A 12457-nucleotide genomic window follows, 5' to 3' on the forward strand; every position below is an offset into this window, starting at 1 on the left:
CCCGGGGCTTTTTTTATGGGGTTTGCGGCTCGCAGACGGAAGCGATCGCCGCTGGGGCAAGCAGGCCCTCTTCTGGCGCGAAGCGGGCCAGGAAGTATCCGCACGCCTTCCAGATTGCGAGCGACACCAGGGCGCCCGCGTAACCGTCCAGGGCATAGTGCCAGCCAAGGACGACCGAGCTGATCATGATGATGCCGGCGAATGCCCACATAAGAATACCGGCCAGTCGGGAACGGCGCGTCGCGTAGAGAGCGAAAAGCACCGCCATCGCCACGTGCATGGATGGAAAGGCGGATATACCGATACTGCCCTTGCTCGCGCCGGTGTAGCCGCTCCACAAAAGGTCCTGCGTGCTGAGCGCCCAGATCGGGTAGACGCGATCGGCGGCAGCCAGCGCTTGCATCAAGGGATGAAAGTCGCTTCCGAACCCCAGCCGCTCATAATAGCACGGCCCTGCCGACGACAGGCCCATCGCCAGCAGGAAGCCACCCAATATCCATGCCAGCATGAAGCTCATCAGGAATTGATGCCGCAGCCGTGTGTCTTTGCGCGTGATGCAGGCGGTGAAGACCGTGGCAATGAGCACGATAAACCAGAAATTATACGCGATGTTGAGCATCCTCACCGCGAGCGGCGACTGGACGATAAACCATAGCCATTCATCGGGCGCGCGACCGAAGTGGAGAACTCGATCGGCGTGAGCCAACGCCTGGTCCCATGCGAAAGGCGAAAGGATCGCAATCGCCCCCTTGAGCACGCCGACGGCGGATATAAAGACAATGGCCGCCGCAAGGCCATTCAGGCCGTTGGCTGTGCGCTCGGCGTCGCCGAAGAAGCTGCCCATTGAGCGCAGAAATGTGCCGAGCGGCTCACGATCACGCTTGACCACCGCAAGGTGAAAGAAGCTGCCGACGGCGAAGACACAGCCGCACATCCAGAAAGCGATGACAAGGTAGTACGCGTATTCCTTCAGGGCGCCGAAATCCGGCATGTTTCCGGTTTGCATGCCGACCACGGTTGCCAGAAGCAGGGCGGCGATGGCCATCGCGTGCAGCAGTCGGTGCCGCCGGCAAGCATCCGTCAGAGCGCGCAGAAAGGTGCGGCCGTAAGCTGCCCTCGCCAAGGGTCTCGAGACCGCAACCGAACTGTCCATGATTTTGAAGACCCAAAGCCCGTCGCCTCGCGGCATCCTACAGGCAGAGGGTTTGATATTTTCCTAAACAGATGATTCGAATTCGCAGCTGTCGCGCCAGGCTCAAGCCGTTGCCCGGCAAGGCCTGTTCTGTCCCGTTCGGGAAGCGACTGCTTCCGATGTGCGTCGTCAGCCGCGCGATCAGCCTTCAGTCGTCCAGCCCCGCGCGGATCTTTTCGGCATTTGCAGCCAGCACCTCCGGCTTCTCCATCGCGCCGGTATGCGGCTTCAGCGGGACGCCCTCGAAGCGTGGAATCACGTGCACATGGAGATGGTAGACGGTCTGCCCCGAAGCCGGCTCGTTGAACTGCAGGATGGTGACGCCGTCGGCGCCAAAAGCTTTTTTGACCGCCAGCGCCATCTTCCGCACGATGACAAAGAGCGCACCGAGCGTTGCCGGATCGGCATCCAGCAGGTTGCGCGACGGCGCCTTCGGCACCACCAGCGTATGGCCCGGCCCTTGCGGCATCACGTCCATGAAGGCGACAACCGCATCATCCTCGTAGATGCGGTGCGAGGGGATCTCGCCGCGCAGGATCTTGGCGAAGATGTTGCTGGCGTCGTAGGCGGCTTCAGCCATGGCAGGCGCTCCGGATTTATCTCGCCGTCCCGTTTAGCGAAGCCGCCCGAGGCCGGCAAGACAGCCAGGAGAGATCGCCTAGTCCGCCAGATCCTTGCGGAACGGGGTGTGCTCTTCCAGATATTCGCTCATCCGCTCGACTTCGCGCCGTTCACGCTTGAGATAGTCGGCGACGGCATTGCGCAAGCCGGGATGTGCCAAATAGTGCGCCGAGTGCATGGTCACCGGCCGATAGCCGCGCGCCAGCTTGTGCCCGCCTTGCGCACCGGCCTCGACCACTTTCAGCTTGCGCTCGATGGCGAAGTCGATCGCCTGATGGTAGCAGACCTCGAAATGCAGGAACGGGTGGTCCTCGATGCAGCCCCAGTTGCGCCCGTAGAGCGCGTCCGAACCGATGAAGTTGATGGCGCCGGCAATGTAGCGCCCGTTGCGCTTGGCCATCACCAGCAGGATGTCTTCGGCCATGCGTTCGCCGATCAGCGAGAAGAATTCGCGGGTGAGATAAGGCCGCCCCCATTTGCGGCTGCCGGTGTCCATATAGAAGGCAAAGAAATCGTCCCAGGCCTTTTCGGTCAGATCCTTGCCGGTCAGCCAGTCGATCGAGATGCCGTCGGCGAGCGCCTCGCGCCGCTCTTTCTTCATCGCCTTGCGCTTGCGCGAAGCCAGCGTGGCGAGAAAGTCGTCATAGGTCGAAAAGCTTTCGTTGAAGAAGTGGAATTGCTGGTCGGTGCGATGCAGGAATCCCGCCCCCACCAGGGCTTCGACATCGTCCTGCGGCGCGAAGGTGACATGCGCGGAAGACACGCCGAGCTTTTCTGTCACCGCCTTCAACCCGGCCGCCAGGCCGGCTTTGACGGTGCGGCTGTCCTCGCCTTTGCTGACCAGCAGGCGCGGACCGGTGACCGGCGTGAACGGCACGGCGCATTGCAGCTTTGGATAATAGCGCCCGCCGGCGCGCTCGAATGCATCCGACCAGCCATGGTCGAACACATATTCGCCCTGGCTGTGCGATTTCAGATAGCACGGCACGGCGCCGAGCAGCTTGCCTTGCGCCGTCTCCAGTCTGAGGTGATGGCCTTGCCAACCGGTGCGTCGCACGGCGCAGCCGGAATCCTCAAGCGCACCCAGAAAGGCGAATGAAACGAGAGGGTTGTAGCCGTTTTCTGTGTCGCCGCGCGTGGTGCCGCCAAAACCGTTCCATTCGTCGCAGGTGAAGGCGCCGATACCGGCGGCGACGCGGATCGAATACTCTGCATCCACCGCTTGCCCGTCGCCTTCATCACCTTGATCCATGAGGCTTATTTAAGCTCCGCGCGGGTCCGTACAAGCCCGGCTTCAGGCAACTTTGACGTGATCGGGTTCGAACCCTTCAAACGTCATCTGGTCGGCATATTTGAAGGTCAGGTCCACCGCCGGCTGGTCATGCACGGTCCAGGTGATTACCGGCATCTTGAGCTTCTCGCGCACGAACGAGACGAACTGGTTCGGCAGGTCGCCCGCGGCATAGGAGGTGAAGGCAATCTCGTTTGCCAGCATGGCGAAATGCGCCTCGATCAGCTTGACGTCCTTGCCATAGGCGGTCAGTCCGCCGGGGATGCCGGGCGCGTATTTGGGGAAGTCGCGGATGAGCCAATGGTCGAACGACATGATCGCCGCCTTGCCCTTGTAGCGCTTGAGCAGCCTGCCGACGCTCGCCACCAGACCTTCGTCGTGGCCGGCAACCCCTTTCAGCTCGACCACCATCGGCACGCGGCCATCGACCAGATCGAGCGCCTCCTGCAGCGTCGGCAGATGGTCTGATGTGGCGCCGATCTTGAGCGTCGTCATCTCCGCTGCCGTGCGCTGCCAGACGAAGCCGTCCTGGCCGGTCAGCCGCTTGAGATCGCCATCGTGGATGATGACCGGAATGCCATCCGACGACAGGTGCACATCGCATTCGATCGCGTAGCCGCGTTCGGCAGCCGCGGCAAAGGCCGAAAGCGTGTTCTCCCAGCGTGTCTTGTTCATGTCGTGAAAGCCGCGATGGGCGACGGGGCGGGCGGTCAGCCAGGAAAGGTCTGTCATGTCAGGCTCATTCGACTTCGAAGATCGCTTCGATTTCCACTGCGGCATTAAGCGGCAGCGAGGCGGTCCCGACGGCGGAGCGGGCATGCTTGCCGCGCTCGCCGAGTGCGGCGACGAGAAAATCGGAGGCGCCGTTGGCAACCAAATGCTGCTCGACGAAATCGGTCGTCGATGCGACGAAGACGGTGATCTTCACCAGGCGGCGGATTTTTTCGAGATCGCCAAGGGCTGCCTTGGCTTGCGCCAAGATGTTGATCGCGCAGCATTTTGCCGCTTCCTTGCCGCCCGCCGTGTCGACGTCGCGGCCGAGCAGCCCGCTCGCCTGCAGCTTGCCGTCCTTCAGCGGCAGCTGTCCGGCGGTGAACAGCAGATTGCCGGACCGGCAATAGGGCACATAGTTGGCGGCGGGCGCGGCGGCGACCGGAAGCGTCACGCCGAGATCGCTTAGCCGCTTTTCGATTGTTTCACTCATGGTATTTCCCTATTGCTTGGTGACGCCGCTCAGGCGGGGCCGAAATTGCTATTTTTGCCTCGCTTCCGCCACGACTTTTTTTAAGCTGGACCATCTTTCCCTGCGGCCTGCCATCAGCCGCGACGATCGGAGCACCTCAATGCGCGCAACGCGCCTCGCATTTCACGCCGTTCTGCTGCCGGCGGTTTTCTCGATGGCTCCCGCCTTTGCCGTGCCGGCACTGCAGGCGCATCGCGCCGTCTATGATCTCACCCTCGACAAGGCGTCCGATCGCTCCGGCATTACAGGCATTTCCGGCCGCATGGTCTATGAGTTCAACGGCTCGCCTTGTGAAGGCTATACGGTGAAATTCCGCTTCGTCACCCAGATCGCCACCAACGACAACACAAGGCTGACCGACCAGCAGACAACCACTTTCGAGGATGCCGAAGGCAAGACCTTCTCGTTCGTGACGAAGTCCTTCGTCGACCAGAACCTCGACAAGGAGGTCAAGGGCATCGCCACGAAAGAGACCAAGGGGCTCAAGGTCGATATCGACAAGCCGGAGAAAAGCAGCCTTGAATTGGCGGCCACCCAGTTTCCGACCCAGCATCTGGTCGAATTGATCGGCAAGGCCGAAAAGGGCGAAAGCTTCTACGAAACCAATCTCTTCGACGGTTCGGAAGACGCCAACAAGGTGATGACCACCACTGTCGTCGTCGGCAAGAAGACGGATGCCGACAAGGCCGATCCGGAAGCGCCGGCGCTGGCCAAGCTTGCCACCGACAAATACTGGCCGGTCGACATCGCCTATTTCGACGAGACCGACAAGTCAGGCGAAGAGGTGCCGGAATACCGGATCAGCTTCAAGCTGCACGAGAACGGCATCACGCGCGACCTCGTCATGGACTATGGCGACTTCTCGATGACCGGCAAGCTGGTCAATCTGTCGCTGTTCGATCAGTCGAAGCCCTGTCCGGCGAAATAGCCCTGCCAAGCCGTCATGGCGGTCTATGTCGACGCGGCGATCTGGAAATGGGTCGGTCATCGCTGGTGCCATCTGATGGCCGACGACACCGACGAACTGCATCGTTTCGCGGCTAAGCTTGGCATCAAGCGCTCGTCCTACCAGGGTCCGCCGAAGACATCGGCGCCGCACTATGACATAACCGGCTTTGAACGCGATCGCGCGGTACGGCTCGGCGCGATTGAATGCAGCCGCGAGGAGATCGTCGCGATCTTCCGGCGCGTGCGGGTACCGAAAGGGAAGATAAGGTCATGACATTGACGGCTTTTGTGGCCTATTGCGTCGCCATCACGCTCGCCGCCGCCACGCCGGGTCCGGCGATGTTTGCCGTCATCACCAACGGCGTGTCGCGCGGCTTTGTCAGGGCTTTCATGGCCGGCCTCGGCGTCGCCGCCGGAGACGCGGTGCTGGTCACTTTGGCCCTGCTGGGCCTGGTGGCGCTGGCCCAGACCTTCGAATGGGTGTTTCTCGCCCTGAAATATGCAGGTGCCGCCTATCTGGTTTTTCTCGGTATCAGGATGTGGCGGTCGGCCGCCGCGCAATCGGATGGGTTGCAGGCAGAACAGGCAAGGTTGTCGCGATCGTTTTTCCTCGGCGCCTCGATCGCGCTGGGCAACCCCAAGGCGATCCTGTTCCACGCCTCCATCATGCCGCTGATCCTCGATCTCAACACCATGACCTTCGCTGACGGGCTGCTGGTGATTGCGGTGGTGATCAGCGTCAACATTGTCACCATGGGCGCCTATGCGGCACTTGCAGGCAGAGCCTCGGGCTGGTTCAGGACACCGCGGCGCATGCGGCTGATGAACAGGTTTGCCGGTGGCGCCATGATTGGCACCGGTGCGCTGATCGCCGCACGCTGAACCGCAGGGCGCCACAGCGCTTGCCTTTATCGCGCATCCCCTCTATATGCGCGCTCATTCCACACACGGACTTTGGTGTCTTCCCGGGAGAAATCCGGCTGAAACCTCCGGTGGCGTTCGAGGACAAAGTCCAAAAATGCCTGTGTCCGTGGAGGCTAACCGGAAAAGGAACTAAGAATGGCACTGCCTGATTTCAGCATGCGCCAGCTTTTGGAAGCTGGCATTCACTTCGGCCACCAGACCCACCGCTGGAACCCGAAGATGGCGCCTTACATCTATGGCGCCCGCAACAACATCCACATCATCGACCTCTCGCAGACGGTGCCTTTGCTGCACCAGGCGCTGAAGCAGGTTTCCGACACCGTCGCCAAGGGCGGCCGCGTGCTGTTCGTCGGCACCAAGCGCCAGGCGTCCGACATCGTCGCCGACGCCGCACAGCGCTCGGCCCAGTATTATGTCAACTCCCGCTGGCTCGGTGGCATGCTGACCAACTGGAAGACGATCTCGAACTCGATCCAGCGCTTGCGCAAGCTCGACGAGATGCTGGCCGGCGAGGCCCAGGGCCTCACCAAGAAGGAGCGCCTCAACCTCGATCGCGAGCGCGAGAAGCTCAACAAGGCGCTCGGCGGCATCAAGGACATGGGCTCGACGCCCGACCTGATGTTCGTCATCGACACCAACAAGGAAGCGATTGCCATCCTCGAGGCCAAGCGTCTCGGCATCCCGGTTGTCGCCATCATCGATTCCAACTGCGATCCGGACAAGATCGACTTCCCGATCCCGGGCAATGACGACGCGGCTCGCGCCATCCAGCTCTATTGCGATCTGATCGCCAAGGCAGCGCTTGACGGTATCGCCCGCCAGCAGGGCGCGCTCGGCGTCGACATCGGCGCTTCGGTCGAAGCTCCGGTCGAGCCTGCGCTCGATCCGGCCCCGGCCGCCGAGACCCCGGAAGCCTGATAGTCGAAGGCCGGCTCCGGCCTTCATATTTCTCATATTTTGGCGCGCTAAGCGCTGGCGTTGGGCGCATCACCGAGATTCGGTGGTGCGTCGGCGCATTTTAAACCAAAGAGGCGACAATGAGCATTTCGGCTGCACAGGTCAAAGAACTCCGCGACTTGACCGGCGCGGGCATGATGGACTGCAAGGCGGCGTTGACCGAGACCAACGGCAATATGGAAGAGGCCGTCGACTGGCTGCGCAAGAAGGGCATCTCCAAGGCCGACAAGAAGGCTGGCCGCACCGCGGCTGAAGGCCTGATCGGTGTCGACAACGGCGTCCGCGAGGCCGCTGTCGTCGAGGTCAATTCCGAGACTGACTTCGTCGCCCGCAACGCCGCTTTCCAGGAAATCGTCGCCAATGTTGCCAAGGTTGCTCTCGCCTACGGCACGACAGAGGCTGTGGCTGCCGCAAAGTATCCGGGTTCGGACAAGTCGGTTGCCGACACCATCAAGGACGCCGTCGGTACCATTGGCGAGAATATGGGCTTCCGCCGCTCGGCCAAGCTGACCGTTCCGCACGGCGCAGTCGCTACCTACGTCCACAACGCGGTTGCCGACGGTCTTGGCAAGCTCGGCGTTCTGGTCGCGATCGAGACCACGGGTAATGAGCATGCCGCCAACGCCTTTGGGCGCCAGGTCGCCATGCACGTCGCCGCCACCAACCCGCTGGCGCTGACCGCAGAGCAGATCGATCCGGCAGCGGTCGAGCGCGAGAAGGCGATCTTCTCCGACCAGGCGCGCCAGTCCGGCAAGCCGGAAGCGATCATCGAAAAGATGGTCGAGGGCCGTATGCGCAAGTTCTACGAAGAGGTTGTGCTGTTGAAGCAGGCTTTCGTGCTCAATCCCGACATCACCGTCGAGAAGGCGCTGAAGGATGCCGAGAAGGACATCGGCGCTCCGGCCAAGATCACCGCCTATCTGCGCTTCGCGCTCGGCGAGGGCATCGAGAAGGAAGAGACCGATTTCGCGGCGGAAGTTGCGGCTGCGGTGAAGAAATAGTCCTTTAGAATAGTCCCTGAAGAGGGGCTTCTCAGCTCAGGCAACTCGGCCGGGTGTCCGCAAGGATGTCCGGCCGATCTCTTGTGCGGAATCGATGAAGGCCCGCAGCTTCGGCGCCATCGCCGCCCGGCGCGGGAAGTAGAGGAACAGGCCGGGCTCCTCGATCGCCGTCTGCGGCAGGATCTGCACCAGCCGGCCTGCGGCAAGATCCGCGCGCACCAAAGGTTCGAAGGCATAGGCTAGACCGACTCCGGCAAGCGCCAGGTCGATCGCGGCAAGCGAATCCGTGACGATGACCGTACCTTTCGCCTCCACAACGACATCCTTGCCGTCCTCGGTCAGGTCCCAGCGGTAGAGCGCACCGGAGCGGACAAGCCGGTAGCCGATGCAATTGTGGTTGGCGAGATCGGCCACGCTGCGTGGACGGCCATGCCGTCCGATATAGGCGGGAGAGGCAACGATGACGGCCTTGAATGCCGGTGTCAGCCGGACCGTGACCATATCCTGCGCGATCATCTCGCCCAGCCGGATGCCGGCGTCGAAACCCTCGCCGACAATGTCGACCAGCCCCTGCTCGGTGAGCAATTCAACGGTCACATCCGGATAGCGCTCCGCCATCGCCGCGATCACCGGCGTCACCGCCAGCGGAACAGCGATGTTGGGAACGTTGAGCCTGAGCAGGCCCGAGGGTCGGCCCTTGATGGCACGGATCCGGTCCATTCGCTCTGTAATGTCCTGAAGGGCAGGGGCCGCCGTCTCCACCAGTGCCTTGCCGGCTTCGGTCAATGAGACGCTGCGCGTCGTGCGCGCGAACAGAGGCTGGCCGATGCGCTCCTCGACAAGGCGCACCGCATGGCTGACCGCGGACGGGCTCATGCCGAGTTCGGCCGCGGCAAGCGCGAAGCCGCCGCGCCGGGCAACGGCGACGATGACGGGCAGATGGCTGAGCAGGTCCCGATCCATTCATGAGCAATATCGCATAGTGCTTGCGAACAATGCAATCTTATAGATGTCAGCGAACTGCTCCACATTCTCGCCAACACATCGGCAGCGGGCCGATGCGCAAAGGAGAAGGCAGATGAGTGCGCTGAAGCAAATTACCTTCGCGGCAAGCCTTGCGCTGGCGGGGCTGAACCACCTCGGGCAATGGCGCTCGCCGATGAGCGTGCCGTCATCCGCATCGCCGATGCCATCGATCGCGCTGTCGATGCCCAGGATTGGCGGCTCGCCCGCAGCTTTTTCGCCGACCGCGTCACGGTCGACTTCAGCAGTCTGAGCGGACAGCCTGCGGCCACCATCGCGTCGGACGATTTGATCGCAACCTGGGCAGCGAATCTCAGGGGCAGCAAGACCAGCCTGCATCTGCGCACCAACCATCAGGTCGTCATGGCCGCCGGCGCTGCGACCGTCTTCTCCAACGCCTATGCCTGGAACCGGATGGAAGGCAATGGCGACCCGCTGTGGGAAGTCTGGGGCACCTACGAACACCATCTCATCCGTTCCGGCGCAGGCTGGAAAGTGGATGGCTTCACCTTCCGCATGACGCATGAGCGCGGCAATCCCTGGGTCAAGACGACCCCCGGGCAGGATCGGCGTTGAACATCGGATCAGGAACGGAACGACATCATGAGCATGACCTACTACACCCTTGGCAACAGCGGCCTCAGGGTCAGCCGGCTGGCGCTGGGCACAATGACCTTCGGCACCGAATGGGGCTGGGGGGCGGACAGAGAAACCGCGCGCGCCATGTTCGACGCCTATGTCGAGGCCGGCGGCAATTTCTTCGACACTGCTGACCTCTACACCGGCGGCACCAGCGAGACCTGGCTGGGCGAATTCATCGCCGAGCGTGGAATGCGCGACAACGCGGTCATCGCCACCAAGTTCACCTTCAACGCGGAGCCTGGCAACCCGAATGGCGGCGGCAACGGCCGCAAGAACATTTTGCGCGCCGTGGACGCCTCACTGAAGCGGCTGGGCACGGACTATATCGACCTCTATCTCCTGCATGTCTGGGACAGGCTGACGCCGGCCGAGGAGGTCATGCGCACGCTGGACGACCTCGTCCGCATGGGCAAGGTGCGCCATATCGGCCTGTCCGACGTGCCGGCCTGGTATGCCGGTCGGGCGCAGGCGATCGCCGAACTGCGCGGCTATGAGTCGGTCTCGGATTTGCAGCTCGAATACTCGCTCGCCGAGCGCACCATCGAACATGAATTCGTGCCCTTCGGCACGCGCCATGGCGCCGGCATCATGGTGTGGAGCCCGCTGGCCAGCGGCTTACTCAGCGGCAAATACCGGCCGACCCAGAGCGGAAACGTTGGCCGGCTCGATGGTTTCCGCAACACCACCCATCCGGGGTTCCAGAAATTCACGGAGCGCAACTGGGCGATCGTGGCCGAACTCGAAAACGTCGCCGCTGAACTCGGCCGCAGCATGCCCCAGGTCGCACTCAACTGGGTGGCGACGCAGCCGGGCATCGCCTCCGTCATCCTCGGAGCCACCAAGCTTGCTCAGCTGCAGGACAATCTCGCGGCGCTGGACTTCTCGCTTCCCCCTGACCTTCGCGATCGGCTGGATGCGGTCAGCCGCGTTCCGGCACCGTTTCCCCATTCGTATTTCGGTTCCGAGATACAGGCCAGGGTTACCGGCGGCACCGCGACCGGCGACAAGCCTTCCGGCTATGCACCGCCGGTGGTTGTCGAAGGCGAAGCCGTCAGCATCAGCAGCAACTGATCGGCTGCACGCGAAACGGCTGGGAATTTGCGACAGGGCGCGGCGTGACATCGCCGCGCCCTTCGTGTATCGGGTCAACGCATCGTGACAGCACCGCCGGGCGAAGCGGGGTCGGTTTTGCCTCCCGAATTCCCGCGCCGAGATTTTCGAGGAACCAGATGACGGCCAAGCCTCTCTTTCGACGTGTCTTGCTGAAAGCGTCAGGCGAAGCGTTGATGGGTGAGCAGCATTTCGGGATCGACGTGTCGGTGGTCGATCGCATCGCCGCCGACATCGCCGAGGCCCGCGCTTTGGGCATCGAGGTCGGCGTCGTCATCGGCGGCGGCAACATCTTTCGCGGCGTGGCCGTAGCCTCCAAGGGCGGCGACCGCGTCACCGGCGACCACATGGGCATGCTCGCCACCGTCATCAACTCGCTGGCGCTGCGCACGTCGCTGAACAAGATCGGCGTCGACGCCGTGGTGCTGTCGGCAATCGCCATGCCCGAGCTTTGCGAGAGCTTTTCGCAACGCCAGGCGACCGCCTACATGAACCAGGGCAAAGTCGTCATTTTCGCCGGCGGCACCGGCAATCCGTTCTTCACCACCGATTCGGCCGCAGCGCTTCGCGCCGCTGAGATCGGCGCCGACGCGCTGTTCAAGGGCACCCAGGTCGACGGTGTCTATTCGGCCGATCCCAAGAAGGATCCGCACGCGACGCGCTTCGAGCGCATCAGCCATGCCGAAGTGATCAACAAAGGCCTTTCGATCATGGATACCGCGGCGATTGCACTTGCGCGCGAAAATAACATTCCGATAATCGTCTATTCGATCCACGAAAAGGGTGGTTTTGGCGACATTCTGAGGGGCGGCGGCCGTTGCACGGTCGTTGCCGACGATTGATCCGGAGCAAGATCCCGAAAACCGGGTTTTCGGAGTGAGGCTCGAACACAAGCAGTGAACCCGGGCAAACGGGTCGAGGAGACAATGATGAGTGGTGAGTTCGACGATCTCAAGCGGCGCATGGATGGCGCGATCGCCGCATTCAGGCACGACCTGGCTTCGCTGCGCACCGGCCGCGCCTCCGGCAACCTGCTCGACGCCATCCAGGTTCAGGCATACGGCACAACCATGCCGATCAACCAGGTGGCGAATGTGTCGGTGCCCGAGCCGCGCATGATCTCGGTTTCGGTCTGGGACAAGTCGATGGTCGGCGCGGTCGACCGTGCCATCCGCGAATCCAATCTCGGCTTCAACCCGATCGTCGACGGTACCAATCTCAGAATTCCGCTGCCGGAGCTCAACGAGCAGCGCCGCAAGGAGCTGGTCAAGATTTCGCATGGCTATGCCGAGAATGCCCGCGTCGCCGTGCGCCATGTCCGCCGCGACGGCATGGATTTCCTGAAGAAGGCGGAAAAGGACGGCGATATCAGCGAGGACGATCAGCGCAAGCGCTCCGATCAGGTCCAGAAGCTGACCGACGAGACGATCAGCACCATCGACCACCTGCTTTCCGATAAGGAAGCTGAAATCATGCAGGTTTAGGGTCTGGCCATCGGCTGGCCC

At 62.4% G+C, this 12457-nt stretch carries 15 protein-coding genes; 9 read left to right on the forward strand and 6 right to left on the reverse strand.

Annotation, left to right across the window (positions count from 1 at the left end; all coding sequences use genetic code 11):
• Nucleotides 1-13: 13 nt before the first annotated feature.
• From AC1DVW_RS16230 to AC1DVW_RS16250, 5 genes are all read right to left on the reverse strand, one after another.
• Nucleotides 14-1045, reverse strand: coding sequence for a phosphatase PAP2 family protein (locus AC1DVW_RS16230; RefSeq protein ID WP_477324296.1), 1032 nt, complete (start codon nt 1043-1045; stop codon nt 14-16).
• Nucleotides 1046-1340: 295 nt separating this feature from the next.
• Nucleotides 1341-1772: an HIT family protein gene (locus AC1DVW_RS16235; RefSeq protein WP_477324298.1), complete on the reverse strand. Its 432-nt coding sequence runs from the start codon at nt 1770-1772 to the stop codon at nt 1341-1343.
• 78 nt (nt 1773-1850) lie between these two features.
• Nucleotides 1851-3065: a GNAT family N-acetyltransferase gene (locus tag AC1DVW_RS16240; RefSeq protein ID WP_477324300.1), complete on the reverse strand. Its 1215-nt coding sequence runs from the start codon at nt 3063-3065 to the stop codon at nt 1851-1853.
• Nucleotides 3066-3107: 42 nt separating this feature from the next.
• Nucleotides 3108-3836, reverse strand: a complete 729-nt coding sequence (locus AC1DVW_RS16245; protein WP_477247130.1) for a glycerophosphodiester phosphodiesterase — start codon at nt 3834-3836, stop codon at nt 3108-3110.
• 7 nt (nt 3837-3843) lie between these two features.
• Complete coding sequence (locus AC1DVW_RS16250; protein ID WP_477324302.1) at nt 3844-4308, reverse strand: RidA family protein; 465 nt, start codon at nt 4306-4308, stop codon at nt 3844-3846.
• A gap of 139 nt (nt 4309-4447) precedes the next feature.
• Between AC1DVW_RS16250 and AC1DVW_RS16255 the strand changes: the two genes are divergently transcribed.
• The 5 genes from AC1DVW_RS16255 to tsf all read left to right on the forward strand — a co-directional run bounded on the left by AC1DVW_RS16255 (nt 4448) and on the right by tsf (nt 8177).
• The gene (locus tag AC1DVW_RS16255; protein ID WP_477247126.1) at nt 4448-5275 is read left to right on the forward strand and encodes a cell envelope integrity EipB family protein; all 828 of its coding nucleotides are present in this window, start codon (nt 4448-4450) and stop codon (nt 5273-5275) included.
• A 15-nt stretch (nt 5276-5290) separates the two neighbouring features.
• Complete coding sequence (locus AC1DVW_RS16260) at nt 5291-5569, forward strand: DUF4031 domain-containing protein (RefSeq protein WP_477247125.1); 279 nt, start codon at nt 5291-5293, stop codon at nt 5567-5569.
• A complete protein-coding gene (locus tag AC1DVW_RS16265) occupies nt 5566-6177 on the forward strand; it encodes a LysE family translocator (protein ID WP_477247124.1) in 612 nt (203 codons plus the stop codon). The genes AC1DVW_RS16260 and AC1DVW_RS16265 overlap by 4 nt, the downstream gene beginning before the upstream one ends.
• Before the next feature lie 177 nt (nt 6178-6354).
• Nucleotides 6355-7137, forward strand: a complete 783-nt coding sequence (gene rpsB / locus AC1DVW_RS16270) for a 30S ribosomal protein S2 (protein WP_477247122.1) — start codon at nt 6355-6357, stop codon at nt 7135-7137.
• Nucleotides 7138-7256: 119 nt separating this feature from the next.
• Nucleotides 7257-8177 carry a translation elongation factor Ts gene (tsf, locus tag AC1DVW_RS16275; RefSeq protein ID WP_477247120.1) on the forward strand — a complete coding sequence of 307 codons (921 nt, stop codon included), beginning with the start codon at nt 7257-7259 and terminating at the stop codon, nt 8175-8177.
• Nucleotides 8178-8213: 36 nt separating this feature from the next.
• Here tsf and AC1DVW_RS16280 read toward each other — a convergent pair whose 3' ends face one another.
• A complete protein-coding gene (locus AC1DVW_RS16280; protein WP_477247119.1) occupies nt 8214-9140 on the reverse strand; it encodes a LysR family transcriptional regulator in 927 nt (308 codons plus the stop codon).
• Nucleotides 9141-9323: 183 nt separating this feature from the next.
• Between AC1DVW_RS16280 and AC1DVW_RS16285 the strand changes: the two genes are divergently transcribed.
• The 4 genes from AC1DVW_RS16285 (at nt 9324) to frr (ending at nt 12436) form a co-directional block, all read left to right on the forward strand.
• The gene (locus AC1DVW_RS16285) at nt 9324-9776 is read left to right on the forward strand and encodes a nuclear transport factor 2 family protein (protein ID WP_477324304.1); all 453 of its coding nucleotides are present in this window, start codon (nt 9324-9326) and stop codon (nt 9774-9776) included.
• 27 nt (nt 9777-9803) lie between these two features.
• Entirely contained in the window at nt 9804-10913 is a 1110-nt protein-coding gene (locus tag AC1DVW_RS16290; protein ID WP_477324306.1) for an aldo/keto reductase, read from the forward strand.
• Between the two features lie 158 nt (nt 10914-11071).
• The gene (pyrH, locus tag AC1DVW_RS16295) at nt 11072-11794 is read left to right on the forward strand and encodes a UMP kinase (RefSeq protein WP_477247113.1); all 723 of its coding nucleotides are present in this window, start codon (nt 11072-11074) and stop codon (nt 11792-11794) included.
• Nucleotides 11795-11881: 87 nt separating this feature from the next.
• On the forward strand, nt 11882-12436 hold the full coding sequence (gene frr, locus AC1DVW_RS16300) for a ribosome recycling factor (protein WP_477247111.1): 555 nt from the start codon (nt 11882-11884) through the stop codon (nt 12434-12436).
• The last annotated feature ends 21 nt before the right edge of the window (nt 12437-12457 follow it).

Source organism: Mesorhizobium sp. P3_B5 (assembly GCF_056402815.1).